The sequence below is a fragment of the Pseudarthrobacter sp. NPDC092419 genome (assembly GCF_044755045.1).
In the GTDB taxonomy this organism is placed as follows: domain Bacteria; phylum Actinomycetota; class Actinomycetes; order Actinomycetales; family Micrococcaceae; genus Arthrobacter.
In genome coordinates this window covers 136770-159956 of record NZ_JBIVQF010000003.1, presented here as the reverse complement: position 1 = coordinate 159956, position 23187 = coordinate 136770, and the positions used below count along the sequence as shown (strand labels likewise).

Below are 23187 nucleotides of genomic sequence, written 5' to 3'. Positions count from 1 at the left end.
TCAGGCCTTTTTCCGGATGAGCGCCAGGAACATGGCGTCCGTTCCGTGGATGTGCGGCCATAGCTGGGCGGTGGAGTCGTGTCCGGCCCCGAGGTTCCCGGTGAGGCTCACGGCGTCCAGCGCGGCACCGGCATCAAGGAGCTCCAGGTCGTCACGCTTACGCAGCGCGTCCGTCACCACCGCAGTGGTTTCTGCGGGGTGCGGCGAGCACGTCACATAGGCCACAACTCCCCCGGGCCGTACGGCGGCGATGGCGGAGGCCAGAAGTTCACGCTGCAGGGGGCCAAGGTCCGCCAGGTCCTTGGGCGTGCGGCGCCAGCGGGATTCGGGGCGGCGCCGGAGGGCACCGAGTCCGCTGCAGGGCACATCCGCCAGTACGCGGTCGAACTGCGCCGGCTGTTCTGTCCCCAGGTCCCGGCCGTCGCCGGTACGGACCCGCCAGGTGCCTTGCGGCAGGGCCGCCAGGGCCTGGCCCACCAGCTTGGCACGGTGGGGGGCGGGCTCGTTGGCCAGCAGGGTGGCGCCGCGCTCGTTGGCCAGTGCCGCCAGCAGCGCCGCCTTGCCGCCGGGCCCCGCGCAAAGGTCCAGCCAAGATTCGGCGCTGTCCGGCTCACCGGCGCCGTCCAGTTCAATCCCGGCCATGGCCCGGGCGACCAGCTGCGAACCCACGTCCTGGACCCTGGTGGTGCCTTCGCGGACCGATGCGAGCCTGCCCAGGTCTCCGCCGCTGGACAGCGCGGATCCTGTTACGAGCTCGCCGGGGGTTGCCCCGTTTTCCAAGGCCTCGTCCAGGTTACCCAGGCCGGGCAGGGCCACGAGGTTGACCACCGGCGCCGCGTTGTCCGCTTCGAGCAGGCTGTCTATTTCCGTGGCCGGGCGGCCGTGCGCCACCAGGGACTGGCGCATGGCGCGCACGATCCATTCCGGGTGCGCATGGCGCAGCGCGGCGATGCGGGTCTGGTCTGTTTCGCCTGCCACCAGGGCGTCCAGCCATTCGTCGAGGCTGTGCGCGGAGACTTTCCGGAGCACGGCATTGATCAGGGCAGAGGGACCTGCGCCGATGACGGCCCGCGCCAGGCCTACCGTCTGGTCCAGGGCCGCGTGGGCGGGAACGCGCATGGCAAGCAGCTGGTGGGCGCCGATGCGCAGGGCGTCCAGGATGGCAGGGTCAAGCTGGTCCAGCGGACGGTCCACGCAGCGGGCCAGGATGGCATCGTACGTTCCCTGGCCGCGCAGGGCGCCGTAGGTGAGTTCGGTGGCAAACCCGGCGTCGCGCCTGTCGAGGCCGTGGTGGCGGATCCGCACCGGCAGCACCAGGTTGGCATAGGCGTCCTCGGAGGCTACGGTGCGCAGCACTTCGAAGGCCACGAGTCGTGCCGGGTCGGCCCGCCTGGTGCGCTGGGAGGGTGCCTGGCCGGTGTAGGTGCGCGGTCCGCGGTTGCGTTCCCTGCCCTGGGCATTGCGCCGGCTGCTGTCCTTGGGGCCGCCCTTGCCGCGTCCGCCGGAACTGCTCATTCGAATACCACGCCTTCCAGTGAAGCCATGCCGCGCGCCCAGTCGGCTGCGGCCATCATTTTCTTTCCGGCGGGCTGGATCCTGGTCAGCTCCACCGCATGGGAGGCCGTTCCCACCAGGACGCTCTTGCCGCGGAGCTCCACCGCCCCTGGTGCCAGGCCCGTCACGTCAGGCCGGAGCCGGACGGGTTCAAGCTTGACCCGCTGCCCTGCCAGCATGGTCCAGGCACCCGGTTCCGGGGTAGCGCCGCGGGCCTGCCGTCCGACGGCCAACGCCGGGTGGCTCCAGTTAAGGTGCCCGTCCTCGAGGGTCAGCTTGGGCGCCAGCGTGATGTCCCCGGATTGGGGCACTGCCACGGCCCTGCCTGACTCGACGGCGGAAAGCGTCTGGGCCAGGAGCACGGCGCCGCTGCGGGAGAGCCGCTCCAGCAGCCCGCCGGCGGTGTCCTCCGGGCCCACAGTTTCAGTGAGCGTCCCGAAGACAGGTCCGGTGTCCAGGCCTTCTTCCAACTGGAAGGTGACAGCGCCGGTCACGTCATCGCCGGCCATCACAGCGCGCTGCACGGGGGCAGCGCCTCGCCAGGCAGGCAGGAGGGAGAAATGCAGGTTGATCCAGCCGTGCCGGGGCACGGCCAGGGCAGCGGGCGGCACGAGCCCGCCGTAGGCAACGATGGCAGCCACGTCAGGTTCGGCGGCGGCAATGGCGGCCGTGGCTTCGGCATCGACCTTCGCGGCACGGATCACCGGGAGGCCCAGCTCGGCAGCACGGGCGGCAACGGGCGACGGCGTGAGCACCCGTTTGCGCCCTAGCGGCGCGTCGGGCCGGGTCAGGACGGCGACGACGTTAAAGCCGGCCTCAACCAGCGCGTCCAGGGAGGGCACGGCGACAGCGGGAGTCCCCGCAAAGAGAACCCTCACCCGGCGGCGCCCGCACCAAAAGCTGAGCCGGAACCGCCAAAACTGGAACCAACGGATTTGGCGCGGGCCGACGTCGTGCGTTCGGTCACCGCATCGTAGTTCGCGGCGCGGATGGCACGGAGGGCCGCCCTCCGGTCCTCACCCTCGAGCCGGTCCGTATAGAGGATGCCGTCCAGGTGGTCGTTTTCGTGCTGGAAGCAGCGCGCCAGCATCCCTTCGCCTTCGATGGTGACCGGGTTGCCGTGCACGTCCACACCGGTGACGCGGGTGGACCGGAAGCGCCGGACCGGGAACGCCAGCCCGGGAATGGAGAGGCAGCCTTCGGACTGGTCCGGCTGGTGGTCCTCCGAGTTTTCCAGGACGGGGTTGATGATGTGTCCTTCGACGCCATCGATCCGATAGGTAAACACACGCAGGCTCACGCCCACCTGCGGGGCGGCCAGGCCTGCCCCTTCCACGTCCTCCATGGTCTCCGTCATGTCGGCGACCAGCTTGGCCAGCTCGGGCCCGAACTCCGTCACGGGGTCGGCGACCGTGCGCAGCACGGGGTCTCCGATAATGCGGATATTCAGAATTGCCATGCGGGTTTTGTCCTCACGGTTGGCGGCAACAGGGGATGGCTCCAGTTTAGGCGGTACGTACCTGTGGCAGCGGCGGCGGTGCAATGGGCAGCAGCGCCGGACCGGCGCTGAGGGTATCGGCGGAGAGCTCCCAGACGCGCCGCAGGGCGCAGAACTTCCACCAGTGGTGCTTCAGAACTTCAGGGTTGGCCCGCACAGGGCGCACCTCCGTTTCCCCAATGGCGACCGCGAGGAGAACGGGGTCGTCGCCGTGCTTCCACGCCTCCCAGGTCCCTTCCTGCGGATCCACCAGGCTTTCCTCGGCCTTCATGCCGGCTACCAACTGCATGACCACCTTGTCATCCAGCGGCTTCACCTGGCCGTCGCGCGTGGTCCCCTTGGTCTTGTAGTCGATCAGGCAGATCCGGCCGTTGATCCGGGCCACCAGGTCCAGCGTGCCGGCATAGCCCACGGCGTTGTTCCACACCGTAATCTCCGGAGCGATGGGCTCCACCCGGTAGAGCTCCCACCACTCATCGAACCTGACGGCAAAGGCTTCTTCACCGTTCGCAGCGAGGGCCTCGCGCGCTTCCTTCATGCCGTGCGGACGGCCCAGGGCACGCAAGGCCACCTGCTCGCAGTAGTTATGTACCCGGTCCCCGCGCTGCGCTGCCTCATCCCGGTAGGCCTCGGCAGCTTTGGCGGCACGGTTGACGGCCTGCCGGATCTTCGCAGGGCTGCCAAGGCAGTCTGCCAGCAGCGGGTCCTTCGCCAGGCTGCTGGCGCCCATGTAGCCGAACCAGCCGTCCAGCCCGTGCGGCTGCTGGCTGATCACTGTGGTGATGGAGGGTACGGAGAACGGTGCGGTGGTGGACCGCGCATACATCCGGCCGTATTCCGTGGCGTGGGCGAGCAGTGGATCGGTCATGGAAAAGACTCTTTCACAGGGGGCTGACAATCACAGGTCCGGATCTGTTCCCGGGGACGGCCGGACATGAAGAAAGGGTCCGTTTCCGCTGCTGATGAGCGGAAACGGACCCTTGTGCGTGGGCGATACTGGGTTCGAACCAGTGACCTCTTCGGTGTGAACGAAGCGCGCTACCACTGCGCCAATCGCCCCGATGCATTTGAATGCTAGCCCACGTTGCGGCCAATTCAAAAATCAGCCCCAGCGGCGTCCGCGCACCCGGGTGGCGCTATGCTTTGGCCGCCCCGCCCCAGTCGGCCCTGCATCCCCGCCCCTCCTGCCGGCGCCGTAAATTACAGGGCTGTAACTTGGAGAAACCCTTGCCATTACTGGGAAGCAGGGCCATTAGGCCCGGTACCGAAGGCATCGATTTGGAGAATCCCCGAACCTCCTATATTGTTTTTACTCGTTGGAACGCGAGGAAATGCCGGGAACGGCAGGGAATCAAGCCTCAACAATGCGGACGTAGCTCAGCTGGTAGAGCACCACCTTGCCAAGGTGGATGTCGCGAGTTCGAATCTCGTCGTCCGCTCGCAGGACACTGTCACGGCATAGGTTTTTTGGAACCGACGCTTACACGGTGGGTTGGCCGAGAGGCGAGGCAGCGGCCTGCAAAGCCGTATACACGGGTTCGAATCCCGTACCCACCTCGGTGAAAACCATGGTTTTCCGGGCATCATCCGGAGAAGTATGGGCGATTGGCGCAGCGGTAGCGCGCTTCCCTGACACGGAAGAGGTCACTGGTTCGATCCCAGTATCGCCCACCAAGCAAGGAAACTTGCTTCATGCAGTACGCACCGGCTCCAGCCGGAACGCACTTCATACGCGGACGTAGCTCAGCTGGTAGAGCACCACCTTGCCAAGGTGGATGTCGCGAGTTCGAATCTCGTCGTCCGCTCTCTAACCCTAAATCCCATAAGCCGGACTTCCGGTTCCGGGCGATTGGCGCAGCGGTAGCGCGCTTCCCTGACACGGAAGAGGTCACTGGTTCGATCCCAGTATCGCCCACATGCAGCAGCTCCCCGGAGCTGCTTTTTTCTTGCCCGGAGCCTGCATCCGCTACGGGCGAACGGCCAATGACCCCGGTTTCCTTGTTGGGTGTTCACCGCGGGGCTAGGATCGAACGCGGAGGAGCGACCTGGCTCCGCGATTGAAGGGAGGTGCTCGTGGGACTGATTGACGATCTAAAGGGCAAGGCTCAGGGTCTCATCCGCGGCAACGAGCAGGCCATCAAGAACGGCATCAACAAGGCCGGTGACTTCGTCGACACCAAGACCGGAGGCAAGTACTCGGGCCACGTCGACAAGGTCCAGGATGGCGCTTCCAAGCTCATTGACAAGAACGGAACCCCGGGCCAGACACCTGCCGCTGAGCAGGTTCCGCCGGTCACCCCCGTCAACCCGGTTCCGCCGGCTGACAGGACTCCGTAACAAGGATTTGGCCAGGGTCTTGCCCTAGCACGTCAAGGGGGTGCGGGTCCCGCCGGGAGGCGGCACCTGCACCTTTGGCGTTTAAGGCCTTAGGCATTTAAGGACGACGCCGGCCCAACGGGCTTCGGGGGCGCGGTTCAGTGCCCGGTCAGGACGGCTCGTGGTTCTGGCCCTCGCGGGCCAGCGCCGTGAGGCGGGAAACAGCGCGGAAGTACTTCTTCATGTAGCCGCCGGTCATCATCTCCTCGGTGAAGAGCTTGTCGAACGGAACTCCGCTGGCGAGGATCGGGACGTCCTTGTCGTACAGCCTGTCGGCGAGGACCACAAAGCGCAGTGCCACGGCCTGCTCGGTGATGGTTTCAACGTTGCGCCACACCACGGCGTCGACCCCGTCGATCAGCTGGCGGTACCGGCTGGGGTGCACACCGGCGAGATGGTGGATCAGCGTGCCGAACTCGTCCTGCGCCACGGTCTTGCCGTCGAACTCCGCCTTCATGCGGCCGGGGAGGTCGCTGTTCTTCAGCGGTGCCGGCGCCGCTGGCAGACCGCGGTGGCGGAAATCCTCGCCGTCGATCCGGATCACGTCGAACTGGTCCGCCAGGACCTGGATCTCACGCTGAAAGTCCACGGCGGCAAACCGGCCGTCGCCCAGGGAACCAGGCAGGGTGTTGGAAGTTGCAGCCAGCTTCACGCCGGCGTCGGCCAGTTCCCGCATCAGGCGGGACATGAGCACCGTGTCACCGGGATCGTCGAGCTCGAATTCGTCAATGCACACGAGCTTGTAGCTGCTCAGCGCCTCGACGGTCTTCCGGAAGGACAGCGCACCCACGAGGTTGGTGTATTCAACAAAGGTGCCGAACGCCTTGGGGCCCGGGGCCGCGTGCCAAAGCGATGCCAGCAGGTGGGTCTTGCCGACGCCGAAGCCGCCGTCCAGGTAGATTCCGGCCCGGCCGGCGTCGTCCTTCTTGCCGAACAGCTTCTTGAAGAGGCCCCCGCCCCCATTGCCGGCACCCACTGCGCCGGCAAAATGCTCCAGCGCGCGGACCGCAGCGGCCTGGCTGGGCTGCTTGGGATCCGGGCGGTAGCTGGCGAAGGAGACCTGGCCAAACCGCGGCGACGGGTAGAAACCCTTCAGGAGCTCATCCACCGAGACTGCCGGAGTGCGGGCGGCGAGCTGTTCGATCTGTACCAAGGTGGTCCGTTCTGGTCGTGGTTGGTCCCCAGAAAGGATACCGGCAATGGAACGGAGGCCCGGCTTTCGCCAACGCCCGGGCAGCCCGGCGTGAGGAAGGCAACATTTCCTCCTGTTAACGGAATACGGACATCCTCCGGGGTGCTGGCTAGGGTGGGAACAGGTTTCCCTGCCCGCCCCGCGGCTGACCGCGCACCCAACGAAAGGCCATGACATGACCTACCCGGTTGAACAGAACGAGAAGTTCGCTGCCTACGCCCATCCGGAGCGCCTGGTGTCCACGGACTGGCTGGCTGCCGCACTGGATAGCGGAGCCGTGGAAAACGGCGAACTGGTCCTGGTGGAATCCGACGAGGATGTGCTGCTCTACGAAACCGGCCACATTCCCGGGGCCGTAAAGATCGACTGGCACACCGACCTCAATGACGAAGTGACCCGCGACTATGTGGACGGCACTGCCTTCGCCGAACTGGCGGCGTCGAAGGGCATCTCCCGGGACACCACCGTGGTTATCTACGGCGACAAGTCCAACTGGTGGGCCGCCTATGCCCTCTGGGTCTTCACCCTGTTCGGCCACGAGGACGTGCGCCTCCTGGACGGCGGCCGCGACAAGTGGATCGCCGAAGGTCGCAGCCTCGCCACGGAAAAGCCCTCCCCGGCCCGCGCCGACTACCCGGTGGTGGAGCGCAACGATGCCCCCATCCGGGCCTTCAAGGACGACGTCCTGGCGCACCTGGGCAAGCCGCTGATTGATGTCCGTTCCCCCGAGGAATACAGTGGCCAGCGCACCCACATGCCGGCCTATCCGGAGGAAGGCGCCCTCCGCGGCGGCCACATCCCCACCGCGGCCTCCATCCCCTGGGCCCGCGCCGCCGCCCCGGACGGTACTTACCGCAGCCGCGAAGAGCTTGAGGCGCTCTACCTGGGCGAGGCCGGACTGACGCCAGGAGACGACGTGGTGGCCTATTGCCGGATCGGTGAACGCTCCAGCCACACCTGGTTCGCGCTCAAGTACCTCCTGGGCTTCGACACCGTACGCAACTACGACGGCTCCTGGACGGAATGGGGCAACGCCGTCCGCGTGCCGATCGTCAAGGGCACCGAGCGCGGGGCCCTCCCCGTGACGGCCTGAGCGCCCCGGCCCGCCGTCAACCACTCCCGCGTAGAATTGGACCGATGAGTACCCAAGCCCTGCCTTCCGCCCTGGCGGCCATCGTGGACGACTTCCAGGCAGTCTCCGAACCCGAGCGCCTGCAGCTCCTGCTGGAGTTTTCCCAGGGGCTCCCGGAGCTCCCCGAGCGGCTCCAGGACCACCCGGAACTGCTGGAGCAGGTGGTGGAGTGCCAGTCGCCGCTGTTCCTCACCATCGAGGCGGAGGAGAACGACGGCGGCGCCTCCCCGGCGGTCAGGCTCTACTTCAAGGCACCCGCCGAGGCGCCCACCACCCGCGGTTTCGCCGGCGTACTCCACGAAGGCCTCGACGGGCTTCCGGCGGAGGACATCCTCTCCGTTCCGGACGACATGCCCGAACTGCTGGGCCTCACCCGGGCCATCACTCCCCTGCGCATGCGCGGCATGACAGCGATGCTGGGCCGCATCAAGCGCAAGGTGGCTGCACTTCCGGCACCGCAGTCCTAGCCGGGAGCGGGCTGTGATGGCACGCAGGAACGCGGCGCGCAACGCATCAGCACAGGGAACCCCGGCCACGGCCGCACTCGCGGCCGCCGGGGTTTCCTTTGTGCTCCACCCTTACGACCACGACCCCGCGGCCGCCAGTTATGGTGCTGAAGCCGCAGCTCTCCTCGGCGTCGACCCCGCGAGGGTCTTCAAAACGCTCATGGTGGAGGTGGATGGCCGGCTCGCGGCGGGGATAGTCCCGGTCAGCGGCACCCTGGACCTCAAGGCCTTTGCAGCGGCCATGGGCACCAAGAAGGCGGCGATGGCCGACCCCGCTGCGGCCCAGCGCCGCACCGGTTACGTCCTGGGGGGCATCTCGCCGCTGGGCCAGCGGCTTCCCTCCCCCACCGTCCTGGACTCCAGCGCCCTGTCGCTGGAGTCAATGTTGGTATCCGGCGGCCGGCGAGGGCTGGACATTGAGCTCGCACCCGCCGACCTCGTCCGCCTCACCGACGCTGCCACAGCAGCGATCAGCTCCGCTTAGCCGGGATGTCCTGAAGCGATCCGACCGGTGCCATGGCACCGCCGGGGTTGGACCGTGGCGCCAGCCTGCCCCGCAGCCACGCCTTGACCAGGCTTTCCCACCGCTCCGGGTCGACATTCCATTCCTTGGTGTGCCGGGCACGGTCGAACGACTCGAACGTGACCATCTCCGGGTTGCGCTGCGCAAGCAGGGCCGACGGCCCGTACGGCACATACTCGTCATCCACGCTGTGCACGATCAGGGTGGGCGTGCGCAGCTCCACGGCACGGGACAGCCAGTCCATGGCCTTCAGGTCCACCGGGGCGGACAGCCCGGTGAGCCGCCGTCCCAGCGGATGCCCGAGCATCAGCTGCCCGTACCGCCCCACCAGCGACGGGATGCGGTTCAGCTGGGCGTGGTGCGCCAGGACGTTCACCCAGTCGATGACCGGAGCGTCAAGCACCATGGCCCTGATCAGGTGCCGGTACCGGGACTGGTCCGCCGTCTGCAGGCAGATCGCTCCGCCCATGGACCAGCCGAAAAGGATGATCTCCTCCGCCCCGTTCGCCAGCGCGTAGGCGATCGCCGCCTCGACATCGCGCCACTCCGTGGAACCCAACCCATAGCGCCCGTCGTCGGCTGACGGCGCCTGGCCGTCGTTGCGGTAGGACACCACCAGGCTGGTCAGCCCCAGCTCAAGCGCCGGCCCCACGGCGCGCAGCCCCTCCTGGCGCGTGGCGCCGCGGCCGTGCACCATGATGGCCCAGGTGCGCGCGGTCCCGCGGGCACGCACCAGCCACGCGGGGGCCTGCCCGCGTTCCACCTCGATCAGCACCTCTTCGGCGGGAAGCCCGACAGTGTCCGGATCGGGGTAGAGGGCGCCGCTCCACCAGCCCCAGCGGGCCGTGGAGAGGTCTCCGGCGTACACGGCTTCCACTTCGCGCTGGACTGTCCTGTCCGCCGGTGAGTACGACACGATGCGGCCGATGCGCGCATGCCCTTTGCCTCCGTCGAAAAAGAAGCCATACGTCCCGTCCACCGTGGTGTCATCGGTGGCGGCGAAAATGACCTGCAGGCTGCTGCCGTCCCGGATTACAGCAAGGACCTCCTGGTCCGAGGCGCGCTGGCGGGCCGGGGTAATCACGCGGCGGGCAAAATACACGGCCAGCGCGGACGAGCCTGTGGCCAGGAGACCGGCGATACTGCCACCCGCGATCGCGCCGCCGACGGCCCACTTGGTCCGAAGAGACATCCCACCCGGTTCCGGGACGGGGGCGGGCGCTGTGCTGGATCGCTGCAGGAATGCCATGGCACTATTCTTACCGCCGCGCACGGGGAAGCCCGAATTGGTGCGGGCGGGCAGCCGCCGGACTAGGCTAAGGCCATGAGTGATCCCATCGTCATCCTGACCGAAGAACCGCTAGGGGCGGACGACCGCCTGAACATCGAACGGCTGGTGGACGGGACGGACACGCAGTTGCTGGTCCTGGTTCCCGCCAACACGGAGCGGCACCTCCTGGTGGACTTCCTCGAGAATCTTTCCATGCTGGAGATCGCCAAGGCCTTCCGCGACCTGACGTCCCACGCACCGGATCCCGGCACGGAGCGCGCCCATGCAGCCGAGGCCCTGGCGGCATCCCTCAGTGCCCTGGCTGGCCTGGGCTCGGGCGTGACCGGCGAGGTGCTGGAGGGCCGGGCCGTGGACGGGCTCGTGGCCAAGGTCCGGGAGACCGGCGCGTCCCAGGCTGTGGTGATCACCCGGCCGCATGCGGTGGCCGATACTTTCCACACGGACTGGGCCAACAAGGCCCAGGACCAGTTGGGGGTCCCGGTGCTTCACCTCTACGCCGGCTCGGGATTTATCGGCGACTCGTAGGCGTTATACAAGCCATGGAGACGAAGACAGATGCGCAGTGGCGTGAAGAACTGACCCCTGAGGAGTACCACGTCCTTCGGCAGGCCGGCACGGAACGGCCGTACACGGGCGAGTACTGGGATACCCATACCGCCGGGGTCTACCAGTGCCGCGCGTGCGGTGCAGAACTGTTCACCAGCAAGGAGAAGTTCGATTCGCACTGCGGCTGGCCGTCTTTCTGGGCACCGCTGACCGAGGGCACGGTCCGGTATATCCACGACCGCACGCTGGGCATGGACCGGATCGAAGTCCGCTGCACCAACTGCGACTCCCATTTGGGGCACGTTTTCGAGGGCGAGGGGTACGCCACCCCGACGGACCAGCGGTACTGCATCAACTCGGTATCGCTCCGTCTGGTCCCGCAGGAGGACTGATGTCCAGAGGTATTCCTCGATGCGTCGCGGACACCCCTTAGCGAAAGCGTTTCTTAGGCTTGGGCATTATTTGAGTTAGCCATGCTGACGGCTTGCTAGGCTCGCAACAGAGCACAGCAACAGAAAGGCAGCCGACGATGACCGCAACCCTGACCACCGCCGCTACCCGCATTTCCGCGGACAACAAGGACTGGCTCCGGCTCAAGTCCGCTGCAGCGGAACTGCAGCCGCTGCAGGCACAGGACGGGTCCGTTCCGGACGCCGCCACCCACGCCGACGCCGCAGCCCATGTGGATGTGATCATTGAGAGCGTCCGCGCCCTGGCTCCGGCTTTCCCACATGATGCCGCCTACCTTGAGGCGGTCTGCACGGACTTCCGTACCTGGGCAGCCGGCGGTTTCGGCTCACCCGACTTCCTGTCGTCGCTGCTTGCCTTCCAGCCCCAGGAGCAGCGCGTGGACGGCCTGCAGCACCTGGTGGTCTTTCCCATGTACACCCAGAACGGCAGCAGCAACCGGTTGGTGGAAGCGGTCCTCATCGAAGTCATTTGGCCCGAATTCATCGCCGGGCTGGAAGCGGGCGATTACTCCAACAAGCTGTTCGTCCCTATCCGGTTCCTGGACTTCACGGCGGGCTACGACACCAACTCCGCCGTACTCTTCCCCGAAACAGTTGCCGTCTCCAGCACCCCCACCTTCACCTGGGGCGCCATCTTCGCCGACCGCGAGGCCGCCCGGTTCCGCCGGGTGCTCAAGGCCGCCGCGGCCACCACACAGCTGGAGCTTCCTGAGGACGCCGCAGAAATGCTGGCGGACCAGGACCTGACCGAGTCCGTCTTCGTCATGTGGGACCTCATCCATGACCGCACCCACATGCGCGGGGACCTGCCCTTCGATCCGTTCATGATCAAGCAGCGGATGCCCTACTTCCTGTATTCACTGGAAGAGCTGCGGTGCGACCTCACCGCCTTCCGCGAGTCGGTCCGGATCGAAAAGGACGAGGACGCTGATCCCGAAGCCCGGCGCCACGCCCGGCTGGTCCAGTACGCGATCATCTTCGACCGTATTTTCCGGTTTGCCATCACCGGCAGCCGGGTGCGCAACTACGACGGCCTGGGCGGGCAGCTGCTCTTCGCGTGGCTGCACCAGCACCACGTCCTGCACTGGACGGACACCCGGCTGGCCATCGACTGGGACCAGGTGGCCGACTCCGTCATCGCCCTGGGTGCCGAAATTGACGACCTCTACTGGCGCTCGATCGACCGGCCCAAGACCGCGCACTGGCTTGCCGCGTACCAGCTCATCGCTGCTACCGTCACGCCCAACCCGGCGTCACTCTGGGCCAAGGGTCCTGACGCGCTGCCGCTGGCCGGTCCCCCGCGCGGGCTGACGGACCAGGTGCTGGACGACGAGTTCCCGCTGTCCATGTTCTACGAGGCACTGGAGAAGAAAATGCGCCCCGTCATCGAATCCACTGCCGGCGTCACGGGCCGGTCCGCCCTGTGACCGCTGACGCGGGCTTGAACATCCTGGTGACCGGCGGCAGCGGCGCCTCGGGCATCGCTGCCGCGCGGGCCCTCCGCGCCGCGGGTCACCGGGTGTTCGCGGTGGGATCGGACCGGGACCGGATTGACACTGCTGCGTCTAAAGCGGGCGACGGCGTCACTCCCCTCGTGTGCGACCTCGCCGCTGCCGACGCCGTCAGGGAGCTTCACAGCGCCCTGGCGGCGGACGGCGTGCGGATGGGCGGGGTGGTCCATCTGGTGGGCGGCTGGCGGGGCGGGCACGGGATACCCGACCAGACCGACGAGGACTGGGATTTCCTGGAGCGCGGATCGGTGACCACCCTGCGGAACGTGTCCCGGACCTTCTTTGACGATCTCGCCGCTTCCCCCCGCGGCCGGTTCGCCATGGTCTCTTCCACCACGGTGGAAAAACCCACGGCCGCCCTGGCAAACTACGCCGCCGCCAAGGCCGCGGCCGAGGCCTGGACCATGGCCATGGCCGACGGATTCCGCCGCGCCGCCGAAGCCGGCAAAGGTGATGCGGCCGCCGTCATCCTCGTGGTCAAGGCCCTGGTGGACGATGAAATCCGCCGTAAGCACCCGGAACGGTCCTTCCCCGGGGCGACAGACGTCGCCGACCTGGCAGCCGCCGTCGTACGCCTGTTTGCCCAGCCCGCGGCGGCACTGAACGGGACGCGCATACGCCTGGCCCCGTGACTGCCGCAGATGACCGGCCGCAATACCTAGACTGAAAGTGTGAGCAAAGCCATGACAACCACTGCCGAAGCCGGAACCGCCGCGCGCCTCCACGACCCCTCGGTACGCGGGTTCGCCTCCGACAACTACTCGGGCGTGCATCCCGAAATCCTCGCGGCGCTGGCCGCCGCCAACGAGGGCCACCAGGTGGCCTACGGCGAGGACCAGTACACCGCCCGGCTCCAGGAGGTCATGGAGCAGCATTTCGGCCCGGGCATCGAATGCTTTCCTGTCTTCAACGGAACCGGGGCCAATGTCCTGTCGCTGCAGTCGCTGCTCCCCCGGTGGGGCGCGGTGGTGTGCGCCGCCACCGCGCACATCAACATGGATGAGAACGGCGCACCGGAGCGGATCGGCGGCATTAAGCTGCTGCAGGTTCCCACCCCCGACGGAAAACTCACCCCCGAGCTGATCGACCGGGAAGCCTGGGGCTGGGGCGACGAACACCGCGCCCAGCCGCTGGCCGTATCCATCACGCAAACCACGGAGCTGGGCACCTGCTACACGCCGGAGGAAATCAGGGCCATTTCCGACCACGTGCACGCCAAGGGCATGAAGCTGCACATGGACGGCGCCCGTCTTGCCAACGCGGCGGCCCACCTGGACATGCCGCTGCGGGCCTTCACCCGCGACGCCGGGGTGGACATCCTCTCCTTTGGCGGGACCAAGAACGGGCTGCTCTACGGCGAAGTGGTGGTGGCATTGAACCCCGACGCCGCACACGGCCTGGTCTACCTTCGCAAGATGAATATGCAGCTGGCCTCGAAGATGCGCTTCATGTCCGCCCAATTCATCGCGCTCCTCGAAGGCGACCTCTGGCTCCGCTCCGCGACGCACGCCAATGCCATGGCTACGAGACTGCGCGCCGCCGTCGAAGGCGTTCCGGGCGTCCGGCCCACGCAGAAGACCGAATCGAACGGCGTCTTCGCGGTCCTGCCCGCCGGTGTTGCCGACCGGCTGCGGGAATCGTTCCGGTTCTACGACTGGGACGAGGCAACCGGCGAAGTACGCTGGATGTGCTCATTCGATACCACCGAGGAGGACATCGACGCCTTCGCCGCAGCGATCCGGCGGGAACTCCGGGGACACAATGCTGCCGAGGGCGGCGCCGCCGACTGAGCCGACGGCGAGCCTTCCCCGCTTGCCAGGCGGATGTGCGTAATCTGCGATGGTGAACGCACTTGACCAGGTTCCCCCGGCGTTTCGGCACGCCTTGGGAACCCTCAGGAAAGCCAAGAGCCGCCGCGAACTCCGGCTTGCTGAAATTCCTGCGCCTGCGCGGCTGGCCCCCTTCGCAGTTGCGCTCGGCGCAGAAGTCCTGGCCCCGGGCGCGGGAACCCCCGCCGCGGCCGTCCACGGCCCGGCCCGCATGGCACTGGCGGCCTCGCCTGCCACAGGCGACGACTCGGAAACCGAACTGGCAACGGGCCGTTTCATCCTCCTGCACGATCCCGCGGGTCCGGACGTCTGGGACGGCGAATTCCGGATTGTCACCTATATCCGGGCCGAACTCGAGCCGGACATGGGCAACGACGAGATGCTCGGATCGGTGGCATGGACCTGGCTCATAGAAGCCCTGGAGAATCACCGCGCCGCCTACCGGGCCGCCGGCGGAACCGCCACCCGCGTGCTGTCCGAAAGCTTCGGGACGCTGGCCGGGCGCCCCGGAACCATCGACATCGAACTGCGCGCGTCGTGGACCCCGGCATCGTCCGACGTCACAGCGCACCTGGAAGCATGGTGCGACATGGTGTGTACCTTCGCCGGCCTCCCACCCCTGCCCGACGGTGTAACGGCACTGCCCCAGCGCCGCCGGAACCCGGGCACGCACCCCGGATGACGGGCGGGAACGGAGCCCGGACGCCGCCGCCGGGTAAACTGAAGGACACCATGACCCCTGACACTCCGGAAAACACCACGGCCGGCGCCCCGGCTGCTGATACCGCACCCCACATCACCGTAGAAGGCTTCGACAGCCCCATCCCCGCCGTCATCGACCTGGACGCACCCCGCGACGGCGTCCCGCTGGTAATCGAAACGCAGTCCGGCCTGGAGCGCTGTGCCGCCGCCATCGCGGCCGGCACCGGCCCTGCCGGGGTGGACGCCGAACGCGCCTCCGGATTCCGCTACGGCCAGAGAGCTTTCCTGGTCCAGATCCGCAGGGAAGGATCCGGTACCTGGCTGATCGATCCCGAGCCCTTTGAGAATCTGGACATCATCAATGATGCGCTCAGCGGCGTCGAATGGATCCTCCACGCTGCCAGCCAGGACCTGCCATGCCTCCTGGAACTGGGCATGTGGCCCGACCGCCTGTTCGATACGGAACTTGCTGCACGCCTGGCCGGCCTGCCCCGCGTCGGCCTGGCCGCAGTGATCGAACAACTCCTGGGCTTCGGCCTGGCCAAGGAACACTCCGCCGCAGACTGGTCAACGAGGCCCCTGCCCGAACCCTGGCTGCGCTACGCCGCCCTCGACGTCGAAGTGCTCACAGAGCTCCGCGAAGAACTCATCGAACTCCTCCAGTCGGACGGAAAGCTGGACTACGCCGAACAGGAATTCGCAGCCATCCTGGCCGCCGGCGTGGCGCCGCCCCGCGTGGACCCCTGGCGGAAAACGTCCGGACTGCACCAGATCCGGGACCGCCGTCAACTGGCCGCGGTGCGTGAACTCTGGCTCGAACGCGACTCCCTCGCCCAAAAGCGCGACGTGGCCCCGGGGCGGCTCATTCCGGACTCCGCACTGGTCGCGGCAGCTAAGGCGATGCCCACTACGGTGCCGCAGCTGCTCGGAACCAAGGGATTCCACGGCCGGGCAGCCCAACGTGAAGCGCCGCGGTGGCTGCGCTGCATTGCCGCAGCCAGGGACCTCGAAGACCTGCCTCCGCTGCACCTGCCCACCAATGCACCCCCGCCGCCCCGGGTCTGGGCCGAGCGGGATCCGGAAGCCGCGGCCCGCCTGGCCACCGCCCGCCCCCTGCTGCAGGAGAAGGCGGACCAGCTAAAGCTGCCATTGGAGAACCTCCTCACCCCGGACCACCTCCGCCGCGTGGCCTGGCGGCCGCCGACCGAACTGGACGAGGCCTCCATTGCGGCGGAACTGCGCAGCCTGGGCGCTCGGGAGTGGCAGGTGGAGCTCACCGCGCCGCTCATGACCAGAGCCTTCCTTGATCCCCAGCCCCTGCCGCCCAAGGAACCAAAAGAGGCGAAGACGCCGACAGCTGCCACCGGGGAGTAAACCCCGCAGCAACATTGGGACCGCCCTTGCAGGCTAAGTTACTCGCGAGTAACATCGTGGTTACTGCCGCCCTGCCTGCCCTACCGCGGCATGCAACGGGCGCCTACGTCTCAATGAGGAGTTACACGTGAGCCACCACGGAAGCGGCGCACCACTGCGCACCATCCGCGACGTCGTCTTTGTCGACGGCCTCCGCACCCCCTTCGGCCGGGCCGGTGAAAAAGGAATCTACGCCGGCACCCGCGCGGACGACCTAATCGTCAAGTGCCTGCGCGAACTGCTCCGCCGCAACCCCTCGCTGCCGCCCGAAAAGGTTGACGAGGTTGCGATCGCCGCCACCACCCAGACCGGCGACCAGGGCCTGACGCTCGGCCGCACCGCGGCACTGCTGGCGGGGCTACCCCGCACGGTGCCCGGATTCGCCGTCGACCGGATGTGTGCGGGCGCCCTGACAGCAGTGACGTCGACCGCCGGAGGCATTGGTTTCGGTGCCTACGACGTGGTCATTGCCGGCGGAGTTGAGCACATGGGCAACCACCCGATGGGCTCCGGCGCGGATCCCAACCCCCGGTTCATGTCCGAACGCCTGGTGGATCCGGCCGCCCTGAACATGGGCAACACCGCCGAAAACCTGCATGACCGGTTCCCGTCCATCACCAAGGAACGGGCTGACGCCTACGCCGTGGCGTCGCAGCGCAAGCTGGCCGCCGCCTATGGCGCCGGGCAGATCCAGCCGGACCTGGTGCCCGTCGCGGCCCGTAAGCCTGGCCAGGGCTGGACCGTCCACAGCGTGGACGAGCCTCCGAGGCCGGACACCACCATGGAGGACCTGGCGTCGCTCCGGACCCCGTTCCGTGCCCACGGCCGGGTTACCGCAGGCAACGCGGCCGGCCTCAACGATGGCGCAACGGCAGCACTGCTGGCCTCCGCGGAAACTGCCGAAGCCTTCGGCCTGCCGGTGCGGATGCGTTTGGTCAGCTACGCCTACGCCGGCGTCGCACCGGAAGTCATGGGCATCGGTCCCGTCCCCGCTACGGAAAAGGCGCTTCGGAACGCCGGACTGTCCATTGGGGACATTGGGCTGTTCGAAATCAATGAGGCCTTCGCTGTCCAGGTGCTCAGCTTCCTGGAGCACTTCGGCATTGCCGACGACGACCCCCGGGTCAACCGGTACGGCGGCGCCATTGCCGTGGGCCACCCGCTGGCGTCCTCCGGCGTCCGGCTGATGATCCAGCTGGCGCGCCAGTTCGAGGAAGACCCCTCGGTCCGCTACGGCATCACCACGATGTGTGTTGGACTGGGCATGGGCGCCACCGTCATTTGGGAAAACCCGCACCACCCCGCCTACAGCGGAACCGTCACCGAAGGAGCCACGGCATGAGCGCAGCAGATTTCACCACTTTCGCCCACCTCTTTCCCGCCGAGACCGTCACCCACTCCTACGTCCAGGACATCCAGCTTCCCGCCGCCGCCGGCGGCACCTTCGCCCTGGTCACCCTGGACAACGGCCTGGATCACACCAAGCCGACCACCCTGGGACCGAACACCCTGGTGGAGCTGGGCTCAATCCTGGAGGGCCTGCGCGACCGGGCAGCCCGCGGCGAGATCGTTGGCGTCGGCATCACCGGCAAGCCGTACTACCTGGTGGCGGGCGCCGACCTCTCCGCCGTGAAGTCACTCGAGGAGCGTGAACATGGCCGCCTGATGGCTCAGCTGGGCCACGATGTCTACTCGACACTGGCCAACCTGGGCGTTCCCAGCTTTGCTTTCATCAATGGTGCGGCACTGGGCGGCGGCCTGGAGGTCGCGCTGCAGTCCACCTACCGAACAGTGTCCACCGGTGCCGGCGCCCTGGCCCTGCCCGAGGCCTTCATCGGGCTGGTCCCTGGCTGGGGCGGCGTGTATATCCTGCCGCGCCTGATCGGTCCGGAAAATGCGGTGCGGGTGATGATCGAAAACCCGCTCAGCAACAACCGCACGCTCACGGGCCCCCAGGCCTTCGAGCTGGGCATCGCGGACGCCCTTTTCGAGCCGGCGGACTTCCTGGAACAGTCCCTGGCGTGGGCCGCGAAAGTCATTTCCGGCGAGGTGGTTCCCGAACGGCCCCACGCTGTGGACCCGTCATCCCCGGAGACGGCCGCCCGCTGGTCCGACGCCGTTGCGGCCGGTCGCGCCTTCGTTGAGGCAAAGATCTCCAACGCCGCGCCGGCGCCGGCCAAGGTCCTGGATGTCATGGAAGCCAACCGCACCATGACCCAGGCCGAGTCAGCTGCGCTGGAATGCGAAACGCTCGCGGACCTGATGCAGACGGACGAGTTCAGGACCACGGTCTACGCGTTCCTCGACCTGGTCCAGAAGCGCGCCAAACGGCCTGCCGGGGCCCCCGACCGGAAACTCGCCCGCCCGGTCACCAAGATCGGAGTCGTGGGCGCCGGGCTGATGGCAGGCCAGCTGGCCCTCCTGTTTGCCCGGCAGCTTAAGGTTCCCGTGGTCCTCACGGACATAGACCAGGAACGGGTGGACAAGGGAGTGGCCTACGTCCACGCCGAGGTGGACAAGCTCCTGGCCAGGAAGCGCCTCAGCCAGGACGCGGCCAACCGCACCCGGGCACTGGTGACAGGATCGGTATCCAAGCAGGCCTTCGCGGACGCAGACTTCGTCATCGAGGCCGTCTTTGAGGAGCTGGCCGTCAAAAAGCAGGTCTTCGCGGAGCTGGAAGCCATCGTGGCCGAGGACTGCATCCTGGCCACCAACACGTCCTCGCTGTCCGTCACCGCGATGGCCGCCGACCTGCAGCATCCGGAACGGCTGGTGGGCTTCCACTTCTTCAACCCTGTGGCAGTGATGCCGCTCCTGGAAATCGTCCGCGCCCCCCGCACGGACGACACCGTCCTGGCCACGGCCTTCGAGCTGGCCAAGGCCCTGAAGAAGACCGGCGTACTGGTCAAGGATGCCCCTGCCTTCGTGGTCAACCGCATCCTGCTGCGGCTGATGGGTGAGGTCACGGCGGCCTTTGACGAGGGAACTCCGGCCGGGGTGGCGGACAACGCGCTGCGCCCCATGGGGCTGCCGATGACCCCTTTTACGCTGCTCGCCATGGTTGGCCTGCCCGTAGCGCAGCACGTGCAGGAATCCCTGCACGAAGCGTTCGGCGACCGTTTCCCGGTGAGCACCAACCTGCAGAAGCTCATCGACAACGGCGTGCGGACCCTGTGGGCGGATAACGGGGACGGAACGCGGTCCATCCCGGATTCCACCATGTCGCTGCTCTCCCAGGGCAGCTCGCCGTCGACGGCGGACCAGGTGCTGCGGCGGACCCAGGATGCCCTGGCGGAGGAAATCGGACTGATGCTCTCCGAAGGCGTGGTGGCCGGCCCCGAGGACATCGACCTTTGCATGATCCTGGGCGCCGGCTGGCCCATGTTCCTGGGCGGCATCACCCCGTACCTCGACCGGATGGGTGCCTCCGAACGCGTCAACGGCAGGCGTTTCCTCCCGCCGGGCACCGCATCCCGGCCGCGTCCGGCGTAACTGGACTGGTAGTCGGGGCTTGCGTTTCGGGGCTGGCAGGTGTGCTTAGTGCCCTGCCAGCCGGCCGCCGTCGAGCGCCACGACACGGTGCGCCGCCGTCCGTGCGTAGTCCAGGTCATGCGTGACCAGTACGACGGCGGCGCCCTCCGCCGCAGCGGACCGCACGGCCGCATCCAGGACGGCCAGGCCATCCGCGTCCAGAGCCACGGTGGGTTCGTCAAGGGCCAGCACGGCGGGCCGGCGGGCCAGGACGGTGGCGAGGGCCAGCAGGCGCTGGCGTGAGCCCGGAAGTTCCGCCGGGTGGGCCAGCGCCTCGGCTGCCAGGCCAACGGCCTCCAGCGCTGCGCGGGCGCGCCGCTCCGCTTCCACAGCCGGGAAAAGCCGGTCCAGGCCAAACCTGACCTCCCGCAGGACGGTACGTTCAAAGAGCTGGTGGCGCGGATGTTGGAACAGGAATCCCACGGCCGCCGCCACGTCCCCGACGGGTTTGCCGGCAATGCCGCACCCCTGCACCAGGACGGCGCCACGGTCCGGCTGCAGCAGCCCGTTCGCATGGCGCAGCAGCGTGGATTTTCCGGCGCCGTTGGCACCCGTGACAGCCACGACTTCCCCCGGCCGCACCGTGAGGTCAACGCCATGAAGGACAGGATGTGCCGGACTGTCGGCACGGACGGCGGCATAGCTGAACGCCACTGCCCGGAATTCCAGCGCTGCTCCGGACGGTTTGCCTGACTCGGCGGGACGGGCCGCAGGGGCGGCATCGGGCGGGGTTCCAGGCTTGCCGAAGAGGGGCCTGCGGACGGAGGCGGGCAACGGCGCGTCCCCGCGGAGGAATTCATCCCGGTGCCCGCGCGCCGTGGCCTTGCCGGCCGAAAGGACAACCCAGTCCGGGGCGGCCAGGACCAGGTCGTCCACGGCCTGGCTGAGGATAACGACGGCGGTGCCCGCCGCTGCGAGGTCTGTCACCAGCAGCGTCAGTTCTGCCAGGCCCCCGCCGTCCAGCGAGGCGGCCGGCTCGTCAAGCACCAGCACGGGCGGATCGGCGATGACGGCGCAGCCGATGGCCAGGCGGCGGAGCTGCCCGCCGGACAGCGTTGCAGGGTCCTGCTCCAGGAGCCTGGAGAGGCCCACCAGCCCGGCAGTGCGTTCCACGGCAGCCACCATGGCGGCCCGTTCCACGCCGGCGTTCTCGAGCCCGAACGCCAGTTCCTCGGCCACGGTGGCACGGACGGTGGACATGGCCGCAGCGGCGTCCTGCGGAACGAAGCCCACCAGCCTGCCCCACGCCGCGGGGTCGATCCGCGGGTCGTCGGGGCCGCCGTCGAACTCCAGGACGGTGCCCGCCGCGGCGAGGCGGCCATGGAATGTGCCGTGGCTTCCGGGCATCAGCCAGCCAGCCAGAATCCTGCCGAGAGTGGATTTGCCGCTGCCGGAAGCGCCGATGATGGCGGTACGGGACCCCGGAACGAAGGACAGCTCAAGCCCGGCCAGGGCGGGCGTGTCTTCGCCGTGGAAGGCAAAGGACCGGATGGAAGCTGCCAGGGCCGGGGTGGCGGTAGCGTGCATGCTAGGTCCCCGCCGCGGTGGTCCAGAGCCGCGCACCAATGGCCGCGACTGCAGCCAACACCAGCGCGGCGCGCAGGATGTGCTGCCCGCGGGAATCGGGCACTTCCCGGTAGCTGGTGCGCGGACCGCTGCTGCTGAAGCCGCGCGCGTCGAGGGCCGCGGCACGCGTGCCGGCTTCCTCGACGAGCGACAAGACAAGCGGTACCGCCTGCAGCCGGAACGACGCCATCCGGTGGAGGAGCCCGCGGCGGATGACGAGGCCGCGCGCCTCCTGGGCCTGCCGGATCACCGCGGTCCTGGCTGTAATCGCAGGCAGCAGCGTCAGGGTGGATGCCAGGACAAAGGCGACCCTGCCACTGACGCCCCGGGCGGACAGGGCAGCCACCAGGTCCGGCACCCTGACGGTGAAGGAGAACAGCAGCAGAGACACCACCACGGCGGCCAGCAGGGCCGTCCGTTCCAGCGCGAACGCCAGCCCCTCAGCGGTGATCCGCACCGGCCCCCATTGCGCCAGAACAGTACGTCCCTCAGGAAAAAATAACCCATGCACCATGAGCAGCGAGACAGCCAGCGGCAGCAGCACGGCTGCTGCCGCTGGAAGCACCCGGCGCGCCGTCCCGCCCTGAAACGCAAGCGCAGCGCAGCCGGCGGTTACGGCCAGCGAGAGCGGCAGGCTCGCCGCCGCAGTCGTTATGGCCGCAGTGCTGCCGGCCGCTGCCAGCGAGGTCAGCGGGTGTAGACGCATGGATGCTGCCTAGGCGTCCTGTCCGGGAACCTTGCCGGCCAGCACCCTGTGGCGGCGGACGAACGGGAACTGCAGGCGGGCCCGGCGCGGGAGGGCGTAGACCAGGATGGCCACGACAGTGAAGACGATCGCCTTGTCCATCGGGTCAGAAATCAGGGCCTGTTTGGTGATGGCGGTCAGCAGCGAGTCGCCCATGGCGCGGAAGGCGCTGACGATTGCTCCGGTGGCAACGCCGGAGGTGCCGCCGAAGACGAAGGCCGCGACAGGCGCCGAGACCACGCCGGCCAGAATGCCAGTGGCGAAGCCGGCCACGGGGGCCAGGTAGAAGCGGCGGAAGAGCCCGTAACGGGCGGCGAGCCCGGCAAGGCAGCCGATCAGCGCGGCGCCGGCGGCGAAAGGCAGGACCGTGGGGTTGAAGAAGGACCAGACGATGCTGCTGAGAACGCCGGTCGCGGCACCGGCGGCGGGGCCCGCGAGGACTGCGATGAGGACTGTGCCGATCGCGTCCAGGTAGAACGGAACCAGGGTGCTGCCCACGAACTGGCCCAGCACGATGTTCAGCACCAGCGCCACCGGGATCAGCACCAGCGTGGAGGTGGGGAGGGTGGGCAGGACGGCGACGATGAGCAGGACGGCGCCTGCCAGGAAGCCGGAGAGTGCGATCAGGGCCGAGGCGCTGCCGGGGCCCCCTGTGATATCTGCCGGCTGGTTCAGGACAAGGTAGATGTAGGTGCCGGCGATGGCCACGGCGCCGAGGATCTCGAGCAGGCGGCGCCTGCGGGCGGCGGCGGGTGCCGGGGACGGCAACGTCAGGGAGGGCGATGACATGCGGTTTCCTTTG

At 67.9% G+C, this 23187-nt stretch carries 22 protein-coding genes and 6 tRNA genes; 18 read left to right on the top strand and 10 right to left on the bottom strand.

Annotated features, from left to right (window positions below):
* The 5 genes from ACIQC0_RS06515 to ACIQC0_RS06495 form a co-directional block, all read right to left on the bottom strand.
* Positions 1–1515: an RsmB/NOP family class I SAM-dependent RNA methyltransferase gene (locus ACIQC0_RS06515; RefSeq protein WP_400533458.1), complete on the bottom strand. Its 1515-nt coding sequence runs from the start codon at positions 1513–1515 to the stop codon at positions 1–3.
* The gene (gene fmt / locus ACIQC0_RS06510; protein WP_400533456.1) at positions 1512–2432 is read right to left on the bottom strand and encodes a methionyl-tRNA formyltransferase; all 921 of its coding nucleotides are present in this window, start codon (positions 2430–2432) and stop codon (positions 1512–1514) included. The genes ACIQC0_RS06515 and fmt overlap by 4 nt, the downstream gene beginning before the upstream one ends.
* Positions 2429–3013 carry a peptide deformylase gene (def, locus tag ACIQC0_RS06505; protein WP_377215581.1) on the bottom strand — a complete coding sequence of 195 codons (585 nt, stop codon included), beginning with the start codon at positions 3011–3013 and terminating at the stop codon, positions 2429–2431. The genes fmt and def overlap by 4 nt, the downstream gene beginning before the upstream one ends.
* 46 nt (positions 3014–3059) lie before the next feature.
* On the bottom strand, positions 3060–3920 hold the full coding sequence (locus ACIQC0_RS06500; protein ID WP_377215580.1) for a cytochrome: 861 nt from the start codon (positions 3918–3920) through the stop codon (positions 3060–3062).
* A gap of 119 nt (positions 3921–4039) precedes the next feature.
* Positions 4040–4111: transfer RNA gene (locus tag ACIQC0_RS06495), tRNA-Val, on the bottom strand.
* A gap of 307 nt (positions 4112–4418) precedes the next feature.
* On the opposite strand from ACIQC0_RS06495, the gene ACIQC0_RS06490 reads away from it, so the two are divergent.
* The 6 genes from ACIQC0_RS06490 (at position 4419) to ACIQC0_RS06465 (ending at position 5389) form a co-directional block, all read left to right on the top strand.
* Positions 4419–4491 (top strand) — tRNA-Gly (locus ACIQC0_RS06490).
* A 47-nt stretch (positions 4492–4538) separates the two neighbouring features.
* Positions 4539–4609 (top strand) — tRNA-Cys (locus ACIQC0_RS06485).
* 42 nt (positions 4610–4651) lie between these two features.
* Positions 4652–4726 (top strand) — tRNA-Val (locus ACIQC0_RS06480).
* A 58-nt stretch (positions 4727–4784) separates the two neighbouring features.
* A tRNA-Gly gene (locus tag ACIQC0_RS06475) sits at positions 4785–4857 on the top strand.
* A gap of 38 nt (positions 4858–4895) precedes the next feature.
* A tRNA-Val gene (locus ACIQC0_RS06470) sits at positions 4896–4967 on the top strand.
* A gap of 158 nt (positions 4968–5125) precedes the next feature.
* Positions 5126–5389, top strand: a complete 264-nt coding sequence (locus tag ACIQC0_RS06465; RefSeq protein ID WP_400533453.1) for an antitoxin — start codon at positions 5126–5128, stop codon at positions 5387–5389.
* Between the two features lie 148 nt (positions 5390–5537).
* Here the strand turns inward: ACIQC0_RS06465 and zapE are convergent, their stop codons facing one another.
* Positions 5538–6581, bottom strand: coding sequence for a cell division protein ZapE (zapE, locus tag ACIQC0_RS06460; RefSeq protein ID WP_377215578.1), 1044 nt, complete (start codon positions 6579–6581; stop codon positions 5538–5540).
* A 214-nt stretch (positions 6582–6795) separates the two neighbouring features.
* On the opposite strand from zapE, the gene ACIQC0_RS06455 reads away from it, so the two are divergent.
* From ACIQC0_RS06455 to ybaK, 3 genes are read left to right on the top strand one after another with little or no spacing between them, the layout of a single operon-like run.
* On the top strand, positions 6796–7713 hold the full coding sequence (locus ACIQC0_RS06455) for a sulfurtransferase (protein ID WP_400533450.1): 918 nt from the start codon (positions 6796–6798) through the stop codon (positions 7711–7713).
* A 44-nt stretch (positions 7714–7757) separates the two neighbouring features.
* Positions 7758–8219, top strand: coding sequence for a SufE family protein (locus tag ACIQC0_RS06450; RefSeq protein WP_377215576.1), 462 nt, complete (start codon positions 7758–7760; stop codon positions 8217–8219).
* A gap of 16 nt (positions 8220–8235) precedes the next feature.
* Complete coding sequence (ybaK, locus tag ACIQC0_RS06445; RefSeq protein ID WP_400533448.1) at positions 8236–8742, top strand: Cys-tRNA(Pro) deacylase; 507 nt, start codon at positions 8236–8238, stop codon at positions 8740–8742.
* On the opposite strand, the gene ACIQC0_RS06440 is transcribed toward ybaK, so the two are convergent.
* Entirely contained in the window at positions 8729–10030 is a 1302-nt protein-coding gene (locus ACIQC0_RS06440; protein ID WP_400533446.1) for an alpha/beta hydrolase family protein, read from the bottom strand. The two genes, ybaK and ACIQC0_RS06440, sit on opposite strands and share 14 nt — an antisense overlap.
* 75 nt (positions 10031–10105) lie before the next feature.
* Here ACIQC0_RS06440 and ACIQC0_RS06435 point away from each other — a divergent pair, with 75 nt between their 5' ends.
* The 9 genes from ACIQC0_RS06435 (at position 10106) to ACIQC0_RS06395 (ending at position 20035) form a co-directional block, all read left to right on the top strand.
* Complete coding sequence (locus ACIQC0_RS06435; protein WP_377215573.1) at positions 10106–10597, top strand: hypothetical protein; 492 nt, start codon at positions 10106–10108, stop codon at positions 10595–10597.
* 14 nt (positions 10598–10611) lie between these two features.
* Positions 10612–11010 (top strand): peptide-methionine (R)-S-oxide reductase MsrB, encoded by a 399-nt coding sequence (gene msrB / locus ACIQC0_RS06430; protein WP_377215572.1) that lies wholly within the window; start codon positions 10612–10614, stop codon positions 11008–11010.
* 137 nt (positions 11011–11147) lie between these two features.
* Positions 11148–12515 carry a DUF6421 family protein gene (locus ACIQC0_RS06425; RefSeq protein WP_400533443.1) on the top strand — a complete coding sequence of 456 codons (1368 nt, stop codon included), beginning with the start codon at positions 11148–11150 and terminating at the stop codon, positions 12513–12515.
* Positions 12512–13231: an SDR family NAD(P)-dependent oxidoreductase gene (locus ACIQC0_RS06420; RefSeq protein ID WP_400533441.1), complete on the top strand. Its 720-nt coding sequence runs from the start codon at positions 12512–12514 to the stop codon at positions 13229–13231. Before ACIQC0_RS06425 ends, ACIQC0_RS06420 begins: the two co-directional genes overlap by 4 nt.
* Positions 13232–13282: 51 nt before the next feature.
* The gene (locus ACIQC0_RS06415) at positions 13283–14389 is read left to right on the top strand and encodes a threonine aldolase family protein (protein WP_400533909.1); all 1107 of its coding nucleotides are present in this window, start codon (positions 13283–13285) and stop codon (positions 14387–14389) included.
* Positions 14390–14438: 49 nt separating this feature from the next.
* The gene (locus ACIQC0_RS06410; protein WP_377215569.1) at positions 14439–15110 is read left to right on the top strand and encodes a DUF3000 domain-containing protein; all 672 of its coding nucleotides are present in this window, start codon (positions 14439–14441) and stop codon (positions 15108–15110) included.
* 50 nt (positions 15111–15160) lie between these two features.
* Positions 15161–16504, top strand: coding sequence for an HRDC domain-containing protein (locus ACIQC0_RS06405; RefSeq protein ID WP_400533439.1), 1344 nt, complete (start codon positions 15161–15163; stop codon positions 16502–16504).
* A gap of 127 nt (positions 16505–16631) precedes the next feature.
* A complete protein-coding gene (locus ACIQC0_RS06400) occupies positions 16632–17885 on the top strand; it encodes a thiolase family protein (RefSeq protein ID WP_377215567.1) in 1254 nt (417 codons plus the stop codon).
* Positions 17882–20035 (top strand): 3-hydroxyacyl-CoA dehydrogenase NAD-binding domain-containing protein, encoded by a 2154-nt coding sequence (locus tag ACIQC0_RS06395; RefSeq protein WP_400533437.1) that lies wholly within the window; start codon positions 17882–17884, stop codon positions 20033–20035. The genes ACIQC0_RS06400 and ACIQC0_RS06395 overlap by 4 nt, the downstream gene beginning before the upstream one ends.
* 45 nt (positions 20036–20080) lie before the next feature.
* Here ACIQC0_RS06395 and ACIQC0_RS06390 read toward each other — a convergent pair whose 3' ends face one another.
* The 3 genes from ACIQC0_RS06390 to ACIQC0_RS06380 are packed head-to-tail and all read right to left on the bottom strand — an operon-like array spanning position 20081 to position 23174.
* A complete protein-coding gene (locus ACIQC0_RS06390; RefSeq protein ID WP_377215565.1) occupies positions 20081–21601 on the bottom strand; it encodes an ABC transporter ATP-binding protein in 1521 nt (506 codons plus the stop codon).
* Between the two features lies 1 nt (position 21602).
* Positions 21603–22346: an energy-coupling factor transporter transmembrane component T gene (locus ACIQC0_RS06385; protein WP_377215564.1), complete on the bottom strand. Its 744-nt coding sequence runs from the start codon at positions 22344–22346 to the stop codon at positions 21603–21605.
* Between the two features lie 9 nt (positions 22347–22355).
* Positions 22356–23174, bottom strand: coding sequence for an ECF transporter S component (locus ACIQC0_RS06380; RefSeq protein ID WP_377215563.1), 819 nt, complete (start codon positions 23172–23174; stop codon positions 22356–22358).
* Positions 23175–23187 lie beyond the last annotated feature (13 nt).